Below are 19,919 nucleotides of genomic sequence, written 5' to 3'. Positions count from 1 at the left end.
CTTCCGTCCGCGTGGTGGGCTCAGCGCTCGGTGCGTCGGCCGAGTTCGTTGTCGATGAAGGCGAACACGTCGTCCACGGTCGCCGAGTTGATGCGGTCGTCCACGGCTTCCTCGGACCTGGCGCCGCCGTACTGGGCGAGCAGGGTGCGCAGGCGGGCGGCGACGCCGGCGCGGTCCTCGTCGGCGCTCGCGGCCAGCACCGCCTCGAACCTGTCGAGCTCGCTCGCGAGCGACGGCCCCGCGTCGTCGCCGAGCAGCTCGCCCGCGAGGTAGGCGGCGAGCTCGTCGGGTGTCGGGTAGTCGAAGACGAGGCCGGCGGGCAGTTTCAGGCCCGTCGCGGACGCGAGGCTGTTGCGCAGTTCCACGGCGGTCAGCGAGTCGAAGCCGAGGTCGCGGAACTGCTTGTCGTTGTCGATCGCCGCGGGCGTCGCATGCCCGAGGACACCCGCCGCGTGGCCGCGCACGAGGTCCACCAGGTACTTGGCCCGATCCTCCGCGGGTACGGCACTGAGCGTCGCCGCGAAGTCCACAGTGGACTGCTCACCGCCCGCCGCACGCTTTCCGCCGCGCACCAGGCCGCGCAGCACCGCCGCGACGGGCCCGTTGGTACGGCCGGTGTTGATGCGGGCGGGAACGAGCACCGCATCGTCACGTGAGGTCGCGTCGTCGAACAACGCCATGCCCTGCCGTACAGACAGCATCGGCATCCCGATGCGTTCCGCCGCGCCGTCCCGCAGATGTGCTGTCATGCCGCCGGTTTGCGCCCACGGCCCCCACGCCAGCGACGTCGCCGGCAGGCCGTGCGCCCGCCGGTACGAGGCCAGCGCGTCGAGGAACGCGTTCGCGGCGGCGTAGTTGCCCTGGCCGGCACTGCCGAGCACGCCCGACACCGACGAGTAGAGCACGAATGCCTGCAGCTTCTGCTTCTTCGTTGCCTCGTGGAGGTTCCAGGCACCGTCGATCTTGGGTTTGAAGACGGTGGCGAGCCGCTCGGGTGTGAGGGAACTGATGATGCCGTCGTCGAGCACGCCCGCGGTGTGGACGACGGCGGTCAGCTTGACACCCTTGACCACCTTCTTCACCGCCTTGAGGTCGGCGGTGTCGCAGGCGGCGATTGTGACGTCCGCGCCGTGTGCCGTGAGTTCCGCCTGCAGCGCAACGGCTTCCGGCGCATCCGGGCCGCGGCGGGAGACGAGCAGCAGGTGCTTGACGTTGCGTTCGGCGACGAGGTGACGGGCCAGTTCCGCACCCAGGCCACCGGTGCCGCCCGTGATCAGGACGGTGCCGTCCGGGTCCCACGCCGTCGTCACGACCGGGTCGGTGACTCGGGCCAGCCGGGCGACGAAGGCCTTGCCCTCGCGGACGCGGACCTGCGTCTCCCCCGCGTCGAGCAGGCCGGTGGGCAGCGGGGTGCTGCCGTCGGTGTCGACGAGCAGGAAGCGTCCCGGGTTCTCCGTCTGGGCCGTGCGGACCAGGCCTTCGACCGTCGCGCCCGCCAGGCCGCTCGTGACGAACACCAGCCGTTCGTCGGACTGTTGGAGCAGCTCCAACGCTTTCGCCGCGAGTTCGTGCGCCTGCTCGACGCTGTCGCCGCTGAACCGCACCTCGCGGACGTCGACCTGCTGGGTCTCCGGTGCGGACACCCATTCCAGGCGGAACAGCGAGTCGTGGTGCTGCTGGGCGGCGAGCGGTGAACCGAAGACGACGTTCCGCGCCGACACGACCGGCGAGCCGCTGACGTCGACGGCGGCGAACTCCCCGTCGCGCAACCTGACCCGCAACGTGTCGGCACCGACGGCGTGCAGGCTGACGCCGTGCCATTCGAGCGGCACCCGCGTGTCCTCGGTGATCCGGGTCGCGCAGTCGAGCAGTGCCGGGTGGACGCCGTAGAACTGGGCGTCCGTGGTGCCCTCCGGCATCGTGACCTCCGCGTAGACGGCGTCACCCGCCTGCCAGAGCTGCTCGCCGATCGCCGTCGCGCCCTTCGGCGGCCACTCGCTGACCGTGAAGTCCGCGCGGTGTTCGCCTTCCACCAGGGTTCCGGAGGCGATCTCGGTGAACGGCTGCTCGTCGTTCGGTCGCGTGTAGACGGTGAGAGCGCGCTTCCCGTTGTCCGGCGGGCTGATCCACACCTGCAGCACGCCGGGCGTGAGCGGCCCGGTGACCGTGAGCTCCTCGACGGTGCCGTAACCGACCTGGTCGGTCGCCCGGAACGCGATCTCGGCGAACGCCGTCTCCGGGAACGCCACCGCGAGCCGGTTGGTGAACACGACGGCGTCCTGCTGCGCCACGCTCATCGCGGCGCCGAGCAACGGGTGGTCGGCGGGCCCGAGTCCGAGCCCGGAGGCGTCGGCGGCCTGGGCCATCGGCGTCGGCCAGTAGTGGTCGTGGTCGAACGCGTAGGTGGGGATGTCGACGCGTTTCGCCCCGGTGCCCTCGAACGCTCTCGCCCAGTCGACGTTCGTGCCCGCGACGTGGAGCCGTGCGAGCGCGGTGAGCCAGGCCGTGGTCTCGTCACGATCCTTGCGCAGCGCGGGAACGGCACCGCCGACGAGCGCCGACAGCACGCCGTCCGGCCCGATCTCCAGGAACGCGTTGACCCCCGCGGCCTCGAGCGTCGTGACGCCGTCGGCGAACCGCACGGTGTCGCGGACGTGCCGCACCCAGTACTCGGGTTCGGTGAGCTCGGGGCCCGCGACGGCGCCGGTGAGGCAGGAGACGACGGGAATGCGGGGCGCGGCGAGGTCCAGCGCCGTGACCACGGCGCGGAAGTCGTCCAGCATCGGCTCCATCAACGGCGAGTGAAACGCATGGCTGACCGGCAAACGCTTAGTCTTGCGCCCCAACGCCTCGAACCCGTCAGCGATCTGTCGAACCGCCTCCTCGTCGCCGGCGAGCACCAGCGACCTCGGCCCGTTGACGGCCGCGATCGACACCAGTTCGGTGGTCGTGACCTCTTCTTCGGTGGCCTCGACCGCGATCATGGCGCCGCCGGCCGGGAGTGCCTGCATGAGTGCGGCGCGCGCGTTGACGAGCTTCGCGGCGTCTTCGAGGCTCAGCACCCCGGCGACGTGCGCGGCCGCGATCTCGCCGACGGAGTGGCCGCCGACGTAGTCCGGTTCGATGCCGAACTTCTCGGCGAGCCGGAACAGCGCGACCTCGAGCGCGAACAGCGCGCGCTGCGTGTTCCCGGTCTGGTTGAGTGCCGCCTCGTCGTCGCCCCACATGACGTCGCGGACGTCCACGTGCTGCAGCACTTCGTCGAGCGCCTGCGCGAACGCCGGGAACCGCTCGTACAGCTCGCGCCCCATGCCGAGCCGCTGCGACCCCTGCCCGGAGAACAGGACGGCGAGCTTGCGCCTCCCCGCCTGCCCCTGCGCGATCTCCACGCCGTCCAGCAGCACCGCGCGATGCTCGAACCGCGACCGCTTGAGCAGCGAGAACCCGACGTCGACCGCATCCGCCTCGACCGTCCTCACCCGATCGATCTGCGCGCGCAGCGAAGCGGGGGACTTCGCCGACACCACCAGCGGAATCGATTCGGACTGGCCGGCCCCCAGGGGGCGTGCGGCCCCCATCTCAATCATCTCAAGCGGGTCTGACAATTCCGGAACGGCCGGGGCGGCCTCCAAGATCACGTGCGCGTTCGTGCCCGAGATGCCGAACGACGAGACGCCGGCACGCCGCACCCGGTCGACCGAGGGCCACGGCGTGTTCTCCTGCAGCAACGCCACCGAACCGGCCGTCCAGTCGACGTGCGACGACGGCGCGGCGAAGTTGATCGTGCGCGGCAACAGCCCGTGCCGCAGCGCCATCACCATCTTGATCACACCGGCGGCACCCGCGGCCGCCTGCGTGTGCCCGATGTTGGACTTGATCGAGCCGAGCAGCAGCGGCTCCGACCGGTCCTGGCCATAGGTCGCGAGCAGCGCCTGCGCCTCGATCGGATCGCCCAGCGTCGTGCCCGTCCCGTGCGCCTCCACCGCGTCGACATCGGCGAACCGAAGCCCCGCCGAGGCCAGTGCCTGCCGGATCACCCGCTGCTGCGAAGGACCGTTGGGCGCCGTCAGGCCGTTGGAAGCGCCGTCCTGGTTGACTGCGGAGCCACGCACGACAGCAAGCACGTCATGCCCAGCAGCCAGAGCATCAGACAGACGCTCGACCACGACCACACCGATGCCCTCGGACCATGCCGTGCCATCAGCGGTGTCGGAGAACGGCTTGCATCGGCCGTCACGCGCGAGTCCGTCCTGCAGCGAGAACTCCATGAACGCACCCGGCGCCGACATCACCTGCACGCCACCGGCCAGCGCCAGCGAACACTCACCGCCCCGCAGCGCCTGAACCGCCAGGTGCAACGCGACCAGCGCCGACGAGCACGCCGTGTCGATCGTCATCGACGGCCCTTCCAGCCCCAGCGCGTACGACACCCGGCCGGCGATGACGCTCGGCGACGTCCCGGTCCCCGAGTACCCCTCCAGCGCCTGCTCGGACGCGAGCATCAGGTGCGCGTAGTCCTGCCCGGACGCGCCGACGTACACACCGGTCCGCGATCCGCGCAACGACAGCGGATCGATGCCCGTGCGTTCCAGCGCCTCCCACGACGTCTCCAGCACGAGCCGCTGGTGCGGGTCCATCGACACGGCCTCCCGCGGCGAGATCCCGAAGAACGCCGGGTCGAACGACGCGATGCCATCGATGAACCCGCCCTGCCCGGTCACGGACTGCCCGGCACCGTCGCCGACGAGGTTCTCGTCCCAGCCGCGGTCGGCCGGGAACCCGGTGATCGCGTCGCGACCGCCCAGCACCAGCTCCCACAGCTCCTCCGGCGACGACACACCACCGGGGAACCTGCAGGCGATGCCGACGATCGCGATCGCCTCGTCCGACACGCGCACCGAGTCCTCGACCTCGGCGGAACCACCGAACAGCTCCGCGATCAGGTGCTCGGCCAGCGCCTCCGGGGTCGGGTAGTCGAACACCAGCGTCGCCGGCAACGTCAGTCCCGTCGCCGTGCCGAGCCGGTTGCGCAGCTCCACCGACGTCAGCGAGTCGAAGCCGAGCTGCCGGAACTCGCGGTCGCCGTCGATCGCGTCGGCCGAGGCGTGTCCCAGCACCGCGGCGGCCTCGCCTCGCACCAGATCAACCAGGGTGCGCACGCGTTCGGCCGGGCGCACGTCCTGCAATCCTTGCAGCGCAACGGTTCCCTGCGCGCGCGCCGCAGTTCGCCGACCGCCGCGCAGGAGGTTGCGCAGCAGCGGCGGCACCATAGTCGTGCTGGCACCGGTGATGATCCGCGCGGGCACGACGAGCGGCTCGTCCACGCCGATCGCCACGTCGAACAACGCCAGCCCGTGCTCCAGCGAGATCGGCGGCATGGACGACTTCTCCAGCCGTTCCAACGCGGCCGCGTCCATCTGCCCGGTCATACCCACGTCGGACGTCCACGCGCCCCACGCCAGCGACACCGCGTGCAGCCCCAGCGAACGCCGATACTGCGCCAAAGCATCGAGGAACGCATTGCCCGCCGCGTAGTTGCCCTGACCGGCCGTTCCGAGCACGCCGGACACCGACGAGTACAGGACGAACTGCGCCTCCGGCACCAGCGAGTGCAGATTCCACGCCGCGTCCACCTTGGGCCGCAACACCTTGGCGAGCCTGGCAGGCGTCATCGACGCGATCACACCGTCGTCCAGCACGCCCGCCGTGTGCACGACAGCGGTAACATCGTGTCCATTGAGGACGGCCGCCAACGCATCCCGGTCGGCCACATCGCACACCGCGATCGTGACGTCTGCGTCCAACTCCAGCAGCTCCGCCGCGCCCGGTGAGTCGAGCCCGCGCCGACTGAGCAGCAACAGCTTCCTCGCACCCCGCGCGACGAGATGCCGTGCGAGCTCCGCACCCAAGCCGCCGGTCCCACCGGTGATCACGACGGTGCCGGACGGGTCCCAGCCCGCGGGCACGGTGATCACGATCTTGCCGATGTGCTGGGCACGGCTCATGAACCGGAACGCGTCGCGCGCCCGCCGCACGTCCCAGGACGCGATCGGCAACGGCTTCAGCACGCCCTGCCCGAACAGTTCCACGAGCGCGACGAGCATGCGCTGAACATGGTCGGGATGAGCTTCGCCGAGATCGAACGGCCGGTAGAAGATGCCCGGCACGTCCTCCCGCAGGTCGGTCTTGCCCATCTCCAGGAACCGCCCGCCCTCGCCGAGCAGCCGCAGCGAGGCGTCGATGAACTCACCGGTCAGCGCGTTCAGCACGACGTCGACCTGCGGGAACCTGCCTTCAAAGCTGGTGTCGCGGGAGTTTCCGATGTGGTCGTCGTCGAGACCGAGGCCGCGCAGCACGTCCTGCTTGCCCTCGCTGGCGGTGGCAAAAACCTCCGCGCCGAGGTGCTGGGCCACCTGGATCGCCGCCATGCCGACGCCACCGGCGCCGGCGTGGACGAGGACCTTCTCCCCCGGCCGCACGTTCCCGAGCTCGATCAACGCGTAGTAGGCGGTGAGGAACACCAGCGGCACCGACGCGCCCTGCTCGAACGTCCAGCCGTCCGGAAGCCTGGTCAGGTAGGGCTCTTCGATGACGCCGACCGGTCCCATGCCGCCGAACAGCAGTCCGAACACCGGGTCGCCGACCTTCAGGTCCGCAACGTCGGGCCCGATCTCTTCCACAACGCCTGCGGCCTCGGCACCGAACGAGCCCGCCTCACCCGGATACATGCCGAGCGCGTTCAGCACGTCGCGGAAGTTGAGTCCTGCCGCCCGGATGGCGACGCGAACCTGTTTGCCCTGCAAAGGCTCCGGCGTCCACGGCGCCAGGACGAGGTTGTCCAGACTGCCCTTTTCCGACGTGTCGAGCCGCCACGACGTTCCGGCAGGCGGCACGAGCGTAGGACCGGTCTGCAGGCGTGCCAACCGTCCAGCGTGGACAGTCCCGCGACGGACGATCAGCTGCTGCTCCTCGGTGACGAGCATGCCGGGCGTCAGTTCGCTGTGTTCGTCCAGGTCGACGAGCAGGAACTGGCCGGGGTTCTCCGCCTGCGCGGACCTGACGAGCCCCCACGCCGCGGCCGCGCCGAGCTCGCTGATCGGTTCGTCCCCGATCGCCGCAGCTCCGCGCGTCACGAACACGACGCGTTCCTCGGCGTTCTGCAAGATCTCCAGCACGCGTTGGCACGTCTCGTGCACCATCGTCGCGTCGCCGTTGACCTCCATGACCCGCGCGCCGATCTCGGTCGCCTCACCGACCTGCACGGGCACCCAGTCGACGCGGAACAGCGAGTCCTGCACGGGGTTGCTGGGCGCGGCCACGGCGGGTGTCCTCACCACCAGCGACTTCACCGACAGCACCGGTGCGCCCTCGACGTCGACGGCGGTGACCTCGACCGCGTCGCCGCCGGTGTGCTTCAGCCGCACGCGCAGCCGCGACGGTCCGATGGCGTGCAGGGACACGCCGTTCCACTCGAACGGCAGACCCTGGCCCGCGCCTTCCACGAACGTGATGGCGTGCAGCGCGGAGTCGAGCAGTGCCGGATGCACGCCGAACGTCGCCGCGTCGTCCACGCTGTCCGGCAACGCGACCTCGACGAGCACCTCGTCACCGTTGCGCCAGGCCTGTTGTGCGCCCTGGAAGATCGGCCCGTACGTGAGCCCGCCCTCCGCGAGCGTCTCGTAGAAGCGTTCCAGGTCAAGACTTTCGGCGTTCGGCGGCGGCCACTCGCTCGTGTCGAACTCGGCCTGGTGCGGCCCTTCGGCGAGCGTGCCGCTGGCGTGCTGGATCCACTCGTCCGTGCCCGATGGCTGCGAGTGCACGCTGACGGGCCGGCGGCCGTGATCGTCCGCTTCCCCGACCCGCACCTGAACGGCGACGGCCTCCCGTTCGGGCAGCACCAGCGGGACGACGATCGTGAGCCCGTCAACGCGGTCGCAGCCGACCATGTCGCCCGCGCGGATCGCGAAGTCGAGGAAACCCGTACCGGGGAAGAGCACCGCTCCACCGACGACGTGATCCGCGATCCACGGATGCGTCGCCAGGCTGAGACGGCCGCTGAGCACGAGCTCGCCGGTGCCCGCGACGGAGATCGCCGCGCTGAGCAACGGGTGCCCGCCGGACCGGAGACCGTAGGCGGCGGGGTCGCCCGCGCGTCCGCCGACCGTGGCCTTGGGCCAGTACCGCGCGTGGTCGAACGGGTAGGTCGGCAGTGCGACGAGCCGGCCGCCGTGCAGCCACGGCGTCCAGTCGACGTCGATGCCGTCGACGTGCAGCCGGCCGAGCGCGGTGGCCAGCGCGGTCTGCTCGGGCTTGTTCTTCCTGAGCGCCGGGATCGCGCCGTCGACGAGCGCCGACAGCACCCCGTCCGGGCCGACCTCCAGGAACCTGGTGGCCGGGATCTTCGCGACGTTGTCGGTGAACCGGACCGCGTCGCGGACGTGGCTGACCCAGTACTCGGGGTCGGTGACGTCGCCGGTGGCGCTGATCGGGATCTTCGGCGCATGGAAGGTGATAGAGCTGATGGCGTCGCGGAAGTCGCCGAGCATCGGTTCCATCAACGGCGAGTGGAACGCGTGGCTGACCTTGAGCCGCTTCGTCTTCTCGAACCGGCTCGCGATGGCCTCGACCTCGGCCTCGTCACCCGCGATGACGACACTCGTCGGCCCGTTGATCGCCGCGATCGACACCACGCTCGTGAGGTGTTTGCTCACCTCTTCTTCTGTCGCCTGCACAGCCACCATCGCGCCGTTGTGCGGCAACGCCTGCATGAGACTCGCGCGCGCACTGACGAGCTTCGCCGCGTCCACCAGGCTGAGCACACCCGCGACATGTGCCGCCGCGATCTCGCCGATCGAGTGCCCGGCGAGGTGAGCGGGCTTGATGCCGAACGCCCGCAACAACTGGAAGAGCGCCGTCTGGAACGCGAACAACGCCGGCTGCGTGTACCCGGTCTGGTTGAGCTTCTCCTCGTCGTCGCCCCACATCACGCTCTTGAGCTGCGGATCGAGGTGCGCCAGCACGTCGTCGAAGGCGTCCGCGAACTCGGGGAACCGCGCGTACAGCTCGCGCCCCATGCCGAGCCGCTGCGACCCCTGCCCGGAGAACAGCACGGCCAGCGTGTGCTCCCCCGCGACTCCACTGGCGATCTCCGCACCATCCAGCAACACCGCGCGGTGCTCGAACAACGCCCGCGACCTCGCCAGCGAGTACGCGACGTCGACCGGCGCCGCCTCCACCGCCCGGATCCGTTCGACCTGCGCCGCCAGCGCCGCCGCGGACTTCGCCGACACCGGCCACGGCACCACCGCTGACCTCGTCGGCACTGGCAGTTCTGGCGCGCGCGGAGCCTCCAAGATCACGTGCGCGTTCGTGCCGCTGATCCCGAACGACGACACGCCCGCGCGCCACGGCCGGTCGACCGAGGGCCAGGCGGTGTTCTCCGTCAGCAGCGACACAGCGCCCGCCGACCAGTCGATGTGCGAGGACGGCGCCGTCACGTGCAGGGTCTGCGGGAGCAGGCCGTGCTGGAACGCCATCACCATCTTGATCACGCCCGCCGCGCCCGCCGCCGCCTGCGTGTGGCCGAGGTTCGACTTCACCGACCCCAGCCGCAACGGCTCGGCGCGGTCCTGCCCGTACACGGTCAGCAGCGCCTGCGCCTCGATCGGGTCGCCCAGCACGGTGCCGGTGCCGTGCGCCTCGACAGCGTCCACATCGGACGGTGACAGACCGCCGGACGCAAGCGCTTGCCGGATGACTCGCTGCTGCGACGGGCCGTTCGGCGCGGTCAGACCGTTGGACGCGCCGTCCTGGTTGAACGCCGAGCCGCGCACGACCGCCAGCACCGGGTGCCCGGCAGCGAGTGCGTCGGAAAGCCGTTCCACCACGAGGATGCCGACGCCCTCGGACCAGCCGGTGCCGTCCGCGGACTCCGAGAACGCCTTGCACAGCCCGTCCGGCGCGAGCCCGCCCTGCCGTGAGAAACCGGAGAACGACGTCGGCGTCGCCATCACCGTGACGCCACCGGCCAGCGCCAGCGAACACTCACCGCCACGCAACGCCTGTGCCGCGAGGTGCAGCGCCACCAGAGCCGACGAGCAGGCCGTGTCGATCGTGACCGCGGGACCTTCCAGCCCCAGCGCGTAGGAGATGCGCCCCGAGATCACCGACGCCGCGAGGCCGGTTCCGGCGTGGCCCTCGAGGTCCTCGCTGGAGGCCATGACGACGTGCTGGTAGTCCTGCCCGTTCGTGCCGACGAACACGCCGGTCCGCGAGCCGCGCAGCGAGGCGGGGTCGACGCCGGCGCGTTCGACGGCCTCCCAGGAGGTCTCCAGCAGCAGGCGTTGCTGCGGGTCCATCGCGAGCGCTTCCCGTGGCGAGATCCCGAAGAACGCCGGGTCGAAGTCGGCGACACCGCTCAGGAAGCCGCCTCGCAACGTCGAGCTCTGCAACGAGGCCAGGTCCCAGCCGCGGTCGGCGGGGAAGTCCGACATCGCGTCCTCGCCCGCGACCAGCAGCCGCCACAGGTCTTCCGGCGAGTCGATGTCACCGGGAAAGTGGCAGGCCATGCCGACGATCGCGATGTCGTCGGTGGTCTGCACGACCGACACGTCGTCAACGTCGGCACCCTCGCCGAGCAACGAGGCCAGCAGGTGCTCGGCCAGCGCGCGCGGCGACGGATAGTCGAACACCAGTCCGGCGGGCAGCGCGAGCCCGGTGATCTCGGTGAGCTGGTTGCGCAGTTCGACGGCGGTCAGCGAGTCGAACCCGATGTCGCGGAACGCCTTGTCGCTCGCCACCGCCTCCTTGCCGGGGTGGCCGAGCACCTGCGCGGCGCGCACCCTGACCAGTTCCAGGACGGGCTCGATCCGTTCCGCGGCGGGAAGTTCCCGCAGTTCGCGGCGCAGTTCCGCGGCCGCCGACTCGCTGTCGCGGCGCGCAGACGCCAGTTCGTCGAGAACCTCGCGGGCGCCGGGCAGTTCGGCCAGCACGGGTGAGGGCCGCAGGCTCAGCAACGCGCCCAGCAGCTGCGGGTGGTGGATGTCCGCGATCACCACTGTGGGCGCGGCCTCCGCCGCGACGCATCGCATAGCCGCGACCGCGAGTTCTGGGTCCAAAGTGGACGCACCGACGAACTTGATCGACCGCGCGACGCGTTCCTCGCCCGCCATGCCGTCGCCGGTCCACGCTCCCCACGCGATCGACGTCGCAGGAAGGCCCTGCTCTCGGCGTTGCGTGGCGATGGCGTCGAGAACGGCGTTGGCGGCGGCGTAGTTGGCCTGACCGGGGTTGCCGATCGCGCCCGCGACCGACGAGAACAGGATGAACGTGTCCAGATCCCGGTCGCGGGTCAGTTCGTCGAGCAGGAACGCCGAGGTGACCTTCGCCTGGAACACGGCGGCGAACCGCTCTGGTGTGAGCCCGTCGAGCACACCGTCATCGAGCACACCGGCCGCGTGCACGACGGCCTTGACGTCGTCGGTCAGCACCGCGGCCAGCTCAGCACGGTTCGCGGCGTCGCACTTCACGACCTCGACGCCCAGTTCGGCCACGATCTCCGCCGCCCCCGGAGCGTCCAGGCCGCGACGGCTCAGCAGCACCACCTTCTCCGCGCCGCGCGCAACGAGATCGCGTGCGACGTGCTTGCCGAGCGCGCCCGTGCCGCCGGTGATCACGACGGTTCCGCGCGGCTGCCACTCGTCAGATGTCCTTGGCGCCACGAGGATCCGTCGGCCGAACACGCCAGACGCGCGCACCGCGACCTGGTCCTCGTCGCTGTTCAGCACCGCCACAACCCGTTGCGCGGCCCGGTCGTCCAGCTCGCCGGGCAGGTCGATCAGACCGCCCCAGCGGTTCGGGTGCTCCAACGCGGCGACCCGGCCGAGCCCCCACACACCGGCCTGCCAGGGGTCGGTGACGGCGTCCGCGCGCCCCGTCGACACCGCGCCGCGCGTCAGGACCCACAGCGGCGCCAGGATTCCGGCGTCCCCGAGCGCCTGGATCAGCGCGGTCGTGCTGATGATCGGCTCGTCCGCCGGCAGGGACACGACACCGGTGAACGGCACCTGCGCATGTTCAGCCAGTCGCGCGGCCAGTTGCTCGCGGTCCTGCCCGGCAGCGAGCACCGTGACGTCCCCGAGCGCACTCAGGAGCGTTTCGTCCGCGTCACCGACCACGAGCCACTTGCCCGGCTTCGCGGTGAGGCCGGAGATCGGCTGCCAGCTCTCGCGGTGCAACCACGATTCCATAGTGGACTGTTCTTTGCGCTTGCCCCGCCATGCCGACAACGCCGGCAGCACACTTGCGAGCGTCTCGCCGTCCAGGTCGAGCGTGGCGGCCAGCGACGCGACGTCCTCCTGTTCGACGGCCGTCCAGAACGCCGCGTCAGCCGGGTCTGCCGCCACTGCCGAGGTCGCCGCCTCCGGCCAGAACCGCTCGTGCTGGAACGGATACGTCGGCAGGCCGATCACTCGCCCACCTGGGTAGAAGCCGGACCAGTCGACGTCGACGCCGCTGACGTGCAGCCGTGCGAGGGCCGTCACGAACGCCCTGCGCTCGCCGCGATCCCTGCGCAGCAACGGGATGCCGCCGACCAACGCCGACAGCACGCCGTCAGGCCCGATCTCGAGGAACGCGCTCGCGCCCTGCTCTTGGAGCCTTCCGACGTTCTCGGCGAAACGGACCGTGTCGCGGACGTGCGCGACCCAGTACTCGGGGTCGGTGACGTCGCCCGCGGTCACGATCGGGATGCGCGGCGCGTGGAACGTGAGACCGGCGATCGCCTGCCGGAAGCCGTCGAGCATCGGCTCCATCAGCGGCGAGTGGAACGCGTGGGAGACCGGGAGCTGCTTGGTCTTGCGGCCCTCGAACCGGGCGGCGACCGCGCGGACCTCATCTTCGGCCCCGGCGATGACCAGCGAGTCGGTCGCGTTGATCGCCGCGATGGACACGCCCTCGGTCAGGTGCGGTGCCACCTCGGCCTCGGTGGCCTGCAGCGCGATCATCACGCCACCTTCGGGCAGCGCCTGCATGAGGCCGGCGCGCGCCTTCACGAGCGTCGCCGCGTCCTCCAGGCTGAGCACGCCGGCGACCTGCGCGGCGGCGATCTCGCCGATCGAATGCCCGGCGAGCAGCCGCGGGACGACTCCGAACGACTCCGCCAGCCGGTAGAGCGCGACCTCGACGGCGAACAGCGCGGGCTGCGTGTGCCCGGTCTGGTTCAGGGCCTCGGCGTCGTCGCCCCACATGACGTCGCGCACGTCTCCGAGGTGTTCCAGCACCGCGTCCAGTGCCTCGGCGAACACCGGGAACTCTTCGTACAGCTCACGGCCCATGCCGAGGCGTTGCGCGCCCTGCCCGGAGAACAGCACGGCGAGCGTCTTCCCTGACGCCTCGCCACTGGCCAGTACATCGCCGTCCAGCACCACGGCTCGGTGCTCGAACAACGCGCGCGTGGTCGCCAACGAGTACCCGACGTCGATCGGCGCGGCCTCGACCGCGCTGATCTGCTCGATCTGGGCCGCGAGCGCCGCCGCGGACTTCGCGGACACCGCCCACGGAATCGATACGGATTGACTGGCCCCCTGGGGGGAACTACCCCCCATCCCCATCATCTCAGGCAGGTCTGACAATTCCTGGACCTGCGGAGACTCCAAGATCACGTGCGCGTTCGTGCCCGAGAGGCCGAACGACGAGACCCCGGCGCGGACCGGGCGATCCACCACGGGCCACGGGGTGTTGGACGTGAGCAGCGAGACGGCGCCTGCGGACCAGTCGACGTGCGAAGACGGCGACGTCACGTGCAAAGTCCGCGGCAGCTCGCCGTGCCGGAACGCGAGCACCATCTTGATGATGCCCGCGACACCCGCTGCGGCCTGGGTGTGGCCCAGGTTCGACTTGATCGCACCCAGGTAGAGTGGCGCTCCAGCGCGGTCGCGGCCGTAGGTGGCGAGCAGGGCCTGGGCCTCGATCGGGTCGCCCAGCCGCGTGCCGGTGCCGTGGGCCTCGACGGCGTCGACGTCCGAAGTGGACAGACCGGCGTTGGCGAGTGCCTGGCGGATCACGCGCTGCTGGGCGGGGCCGTTCGGTGCGGTCAGGCCGTTGGAAGCGCCGTCCTGGTTCACCGCGGAACCGCGGACGACGGCCAGCACGGTGTGGCCGTTGCGCAGCGCGTCCGACTGGCGTTCGACGACCAGCACGCCGGCGCCTTCCGCCCAGCCGGTGCCCTCGGCGTCGTCGGAGAAGGCTCGGCAGCGCGCATCAGCCGCGAGGCCGCCCTGGGCGTTGAAGCCGGCGAAGTTCATCGGCGTGGACATCACCGTCACACCGCCGACCAGAGCCAGCGACGACTCGCCTGACCGCAGTGACTGCGCAGCCAGGTGCAGTGCCACCAAGGAAGAAGAGCAGGCGGTGTCGATCGTGAGCGCGGGGCCCTCGAAGCCGAACGTGTACGACAGGCGGCCGGAGATCACTGCGGCGGCGAGGCCGGTCGAGGCGTGGCCCTCGATGTCGCCGCGCGCCCGCAGCACGAGGTTCGTGTAGTCCTGCCCGTTCGTGCCGACGAACACGCCGGTCTTCGAGCCGCGCAACGTGGCGGCGTTGATGCCCGCGCGTTCGACGGCCTCCCAGGCGACTTCGAGCAGCTGGCGTTGCTGCGGGTCCATGGCGAGGGCCTCGCGGGGCGAGATGCCGAAGAACGCCGGGTCGAACTCCGTTGCGCCGTAGAGGAAACCGCCCTCCACGGTGCCGCCGGCGGCGAGCGCGTCCTGCTCCCAGCCGCGGTCGGACGGGAAGCCCGCGATCGCGTCGGTGCCGTCGGCCAGCAGCCGCCACAGGTCCTCGGGGGTCGAGACGCCGCCGGGGAAACGGCACGCCATGCCGACGATCACGATCGGGTCGTCGGCATCCGCGACGGCCTGCGCGGTGATGTCGAGGTCCGTGCCCTCGCCGGTGAGCTCGGCGAGCAGGTGCCCGGCCAGCACGAGCGGCGTCGGGTAGTCGAAGATCAGCGTCGCGGGCAGCGTCAGGCCGGTGGCCGCAGCGAGGGCGTTGCGCAGTTCGATCGCGGTCAGCGAGTCGAACCCGAGCGCGCGGAACTCCTTGTCCGCGCCCACCGCGTCCGCGTTGGCGTAGCCGATGACCTTCGCGGCCTCGGTCCGCACGACGTCGGTGATGGCGCGCACGCGTTCGGAGTCCCGCAGGCCGCCTAGCTTGGTAAGCAGTCCACCTGCCACGATCTCGCGCGCGGCAGTCCGTCGACCCGCTCGCACCAGGCCGCGCATGATCGCAGGAACCTCACCCTGCGCCGCGCCACCGGATGCGAGCGGTACGAGCAGCGACTCGCCTGAGACGACGGCCGCGTCGAAGAGCGCGAGGCCCTGCTCGACCGACAGCATCGGCATCCGGCGCAGGTCGCCTTCGTCCAAAGTGGACGTCATTCCGGTGTCCCAGGCTCCCCAGGCCAGTGACAGCGCAGGAAGGCCGAGTCCGTGACGGTGGGCCGCGAGGGCGTCGAGGACGGCGTTGGCGGCGGCGTAGTTGCCCTGGCCCGCCGCGCCCATCACGCCGGACACCGACGAGTACAGGACGAGCTGCGCGTCGCCGGCGAGTTCGTGGAGGTGCCAGGCGGCGTCGACCTTGGGCCGCATGACGGTGGAAAGCCGTTCGGGCGTCAGCGAACCGATGACGCCGTCGTCCAGCACACCCGCCGTGTGGACGACGGCCGTGAGCCGCTCGCCTTCCAGCAGGTCCGCGACGGCAGCGCGTTCGGTGACGTCGCAGGCCTTCACCTCGACGTCGCATCCCAGGGCGGTGAGCTCGTCACGCAGGTCGGCGGCGCCGGGTGCGTCGGGACCACGGCGGCTGACCAGCAGCAACCTGCGCTGTCCGCGTGTCGCCAGATGCCGGGCGAGGACAGCGCCGAGGCCACCGGTTCCGCCGGTGATCAGTACGGTGCCACTGGAATCCCATTCGCCCGCAACGCTTTCCGTTGCCCGCGCCAGCCTGCCCGCGAACACCTCGCCCGCGCGGACGACGACCTGGGTCTCCCCCGCGTCGATCAGTCCGCCGAGGCCCGGTAGCAGCGCTTCGGACTCGGGCGCGTCGTCGAGGTCGACCAGCAGGAACCGGCCGGGGTCCTCGGTCTGCGCGGAGCGCACCAGCCCCCAGACGGAGGCCGCCGCGACGTCGTCGCCGGTCACGGCCCCGCGCGTGACGAAGATCAGCTTGCCGGTGGCCTGATGGAGCGCTTCGAGTGCGTCTGCGGCCACGGCGTGCGCTGACTGTGCACCGGCGAAGTGCGCGACCGGCACCTCGGCAGGCGCGTAGGTGACGGGCACCCAGTCGAGGCGGAACAGCGAGTCGGTGCCGGGTCGCGCGTTCAGTTCGCCCAGCGGTGCGATGGTCACGGCGTCCGCGGACAGCACCGGGTCTCCGGCCACGTCGACGGCGGCGAGCTTCAGCCCACCGTCCACAACGGACAGCTTTACGCGAACGACCTCCGCGCCGTTCGCGTGAAGGGAAACGCCCTGCCAGTCGGTGGGAACGCCGTCGAGTCCGAGGAACGCGGCGGCGTGCGTGGCGGCGTCGAGCAGTGCGGGGTGCACGCCGAAACCCTTGGCGTCAACGGGCGACGCGATCTCGGCGAACACCTCCTGCCCACGCCTCCAGGCCGCGCGCAGCCCCTGGAACGCCTCCCCGTGGGGAGTGTTGTCGTAGAAGCCGTCGAGGTCGACGACGGTCGCGCCTTTCGGCGGCCACTCGCTCACCTTGGCCGGCGCCGGAACGCCTTGTCCGAGCACGCCGTTCGCGTGCTCGACCCAGTCCGTGTCGCCGCGCCGCGAGTGGAACCGGAACGCGCCGTCGCGCCCCGTCTGGAACTGCACCTGCACTGCGCCGCTGTCCGGCAGCACGAGCGGCGCGACCTGGGTGAACCGCTCGACGCGCTCGTAGCCCGCGAGATCGGCGGCGCGGAACGCCAGCTCCAGCACGCCCGCGGTCGGGAACACGGCGTGGTCGGCGAGCCACGAGGTTTTGGTGAGCGTGCCGGTGAGGATCAGCTCGCCGGAGCCCGCGACGGTCATCGCGGCGCCGAGCAGCGGGTGGCCGGCCGGGGTCAGGCCGAGTCCGGTGGCGTCGCCCGCGCTCACCGACACCGACGGCCAGTAGCGGTCGTGCTGGAAGGCGTAGGTGGGCACGTCGACGCGTTTGCCGTTGGGGTAGAACGGTTTCCAGTCGACGGCGACGCCCGCGACGTGCAGGCGGGCGAGCGCGGTGATGAACGCGGTACGCTCGTCGCGGTCCTTGCGCTGGCTCGGGATGGCCTCGACGAGCGCGGACAGCACGCCGTCCGGGCCGACCTCGAGGAGCGTCTTGTCGCCGAGGGCGGTCACGGTGTTGTGGAAGCGGACGGCGTCGCGGACGTGGCGGACCCAGTACTCGGGGTTGGTGACGTCGCCGGTCATCGGGATCGCCGGGCTGTGGAACGTGATGCCGCCGATGGCTTCGCGGAAGGCGTTGAGCATCGGGTCCATCAGCGGCGAGTGGAACGCGTGGGAGACCTGGAGCTGCTTGGTCTTGCGGCCTTCGAACCGCGCGACGATGGCGCGGGCCTCGGCCTCGACGCCCGCGATGACCAGGGAGTCCGGGCCGTTGATCGCGGCGATGGAGACGCCTGGGGTGAGGGTGATCTCGTCCTCGGTGGCCTGGAGCGCGATCATCACGCCGCCGACCGGCAGCGCCTGCATGAGGCTCGCACGGGCCTGGACGAGTGTCGCGGCGTCTTCGAGGCTGAGCACGCCCGCGACGTGGGCGGCGGCGATCTCGCCGATCGAGTGGCCGGTGACGTGCGCGGCTGTAACGCCGAACGACTCCAGCAACCGGTAGAGGGCGACCTCGAACGCGAACAGCGCCGGCTGCGTGTTGCCCGTCTGGTTCAGGGCCTCCTCGTCGCCCCACATGATGTCGCGCAGCCCTGGGTCGAGGTGCTGCAGGACCTCGTCGAGCGCGGTGCGGAAGACGTCGAACTCGGTGTACAGCTCCCGGCCCATGCCGACGCGCTGTGCGCCCTGTCCGGAGAACAGGAGTGCGAGTTCGGTCCGCTTTGCCAGGCCGTGTGCGATTTCGGTTCCGTCGAGCAGCACGGCCCGGTGCTCGAACAACGCGCGCGTGGTCGCCAACGAGAACCCGGCGTCCACGGGGTCGGCTTCGAGCGCTCGCACTCGTTCGATCTGCGCCGCGAGCGAGGACTCCGACCTCGCCGACACGAGCCACGGCACCGCCCCGGACTGCGACGCCGACCCACTCGAGGACGCTGCTCCGTTTGGCGGAATCGATTCCGATTGGCAGGCCCCCTGGGGGGAACTACCCCCCATCCCAATCATCTCAGGCAGGTCTGACAATTCCGGCGAGCTCGCCGCTTCCAAGATCACGTGCGCATTCGTGCCCGAGACGCCGAACGACGACACAGCGGCGCGAGGGGCACGACCGGTGGCAGGCCAGGCGACAGCGGAGGTGGCGAGCTCAACGGAGCCGGCGGTCCAGTCGACGTGCGTGGACGGCCGCGAAACGTGCAGAGTCGCCGGCACGACCCCGTGCCGCATCGCCTGCACCATCTTGATGATGCCCGCGACGCCAGCGGCAGCCTGGGTGTGGCCGATGTTCGACTTCACCGACCCCAGCAGCAACGGAGAAGGCCGATCAGCACCGTAAGCCGCCAGCAAGCTCCGAGCCTCGATCGGGTCACCCAACGGCGTACCGGTGCCGTGCGCCTCCACAACATCCACATCGGACGGTGCCAGACCAGCGCGGTCGAGAGCGGCACGGATGACACGTTGCTGCGCACGACCGTTCGGCGCGGTGAACCCGTTGGAAGCACCATCGGAGTTCACGGCCGAACCACGCACCACCGCGAGCACCGGATACCCGAGGGCCTGCGCGTCCGACAGACGAGCCAGCGCGAGCACGCCCACACCCTCGGACCAGCCGGTGCCGTCAGCGTCGTCGGAGAAAGCCTTGCATCGGCCGTTGGAAGCCAGTCCACCCTGACGCGAGAACTCGACCAACGAGCCCGGCGTGCACATGACGTTGACGCCACCCGCGAGCGCCAGCGTGCACTCCCCCGCGCGCAACGCGTGCACGGCCAGATGCAGTGCGACCAAAGAAGAAGAGCACGCGGTGTCAACGGTCAGAGTTGGGCCCTCAAGGCCCAGCGCGTAGGAGATGCGGCCGGACTCAGCGGACGCGGCGATGCCCGTGCCGACGTCGCCCGTCGCGTCGTCGAGGCCGCGGATCAGCAGGTGCTCGTAGTCCTGGCCGTTGGTGCCGATGAAAACACCGGTGCGCGAGCCTCGCAGCGACGACGGGTCGATGCCCGAGCGTTCCAGCGCCTCCCAGGACGTCTCCAGCAACAGGCGCTGCTGCGGGTCCATCGTGACGGCCTCGCGGGGCGAGATGCCGAAGAACGCCGGGTCGAAGTCCGCGATGCCCTGCAGGAAGCCGCCCTGCACGGACACGCTGTGGCCACGTTCGTCGACGCCGCCGCCCAGCAGCGCGTCCACGTCCCAGCCGCGGTCGGCAGGGAAGCCGGTGATGGCGTCACGTCCGGACGCCACCAGCTCCCACAGGTCCTCCGGCGAGCTGATGCCGCCGGGGAAGCGGCAGGCCATCCCGATGATCGCGATCGGTTCGGTGGCGGCGGCGACGAGCTGCCGGTTCTGCTTGCGCAGCCGCTCCGCCTCCTTCATCGCGGCGCGGAGGGCCTCGACAACCTTCTCGCTGGAGGTACTCATTCATCAGCTCCGTCAGTCCAGCCGGACACGGTCATCCCGCCAGCAATTGGAGCAGCGGAAGCGGTAGCGAATTCCTCAGAAAACCGGCGGCCGGTCACTCCCTGGGAAGTGACCGGCCGCCGGGCGATCCGG

Annotated in this window: 1 protein-coding gene; it reads right to left on the bottom strand. The window is 70.8% G+C overall.

All coding sequences use genetic code 11. The annotated features are described in order from the left end of the window. Positions 1–20 precede the first annotated feature (20 nt). A complete protein-coding gene (locus ACSHWB_RS27655; RefSeq protein WP_439656205.1) occupies positions 21–19,787 on the bottom strand; it encodes a type I polyketide synthase in 19,767 nt (6,588 codons plus the stop codon). Between the last annotated feature and the right edge of the window lie 132 nt (positions 19,788–19,919).

This window comes from Lentzea sp. HUAS TT2 (assembly GCF_051853195.1).
GTDB lineage: Bacteria > Actinomycetota > Actinomycetes > Mycobacteriales > Pseudonocardiaceae > Lentzea.
The sequence above is the reverse complement of the archived record's forward strand: the minus strand, read 5'-3'. Positions and strand labels throughout refer to the sequence as shown.

Coding starts and splice junctions, on each gene's coding strand:
- ACSHWB_RS27655 (WP_439656205.1), bottom strand. CDS start 19,787: ATGAGTACCTCCAGCGAGAAGGTTGTCGAGGCCCTCCGCGCCGCGATG.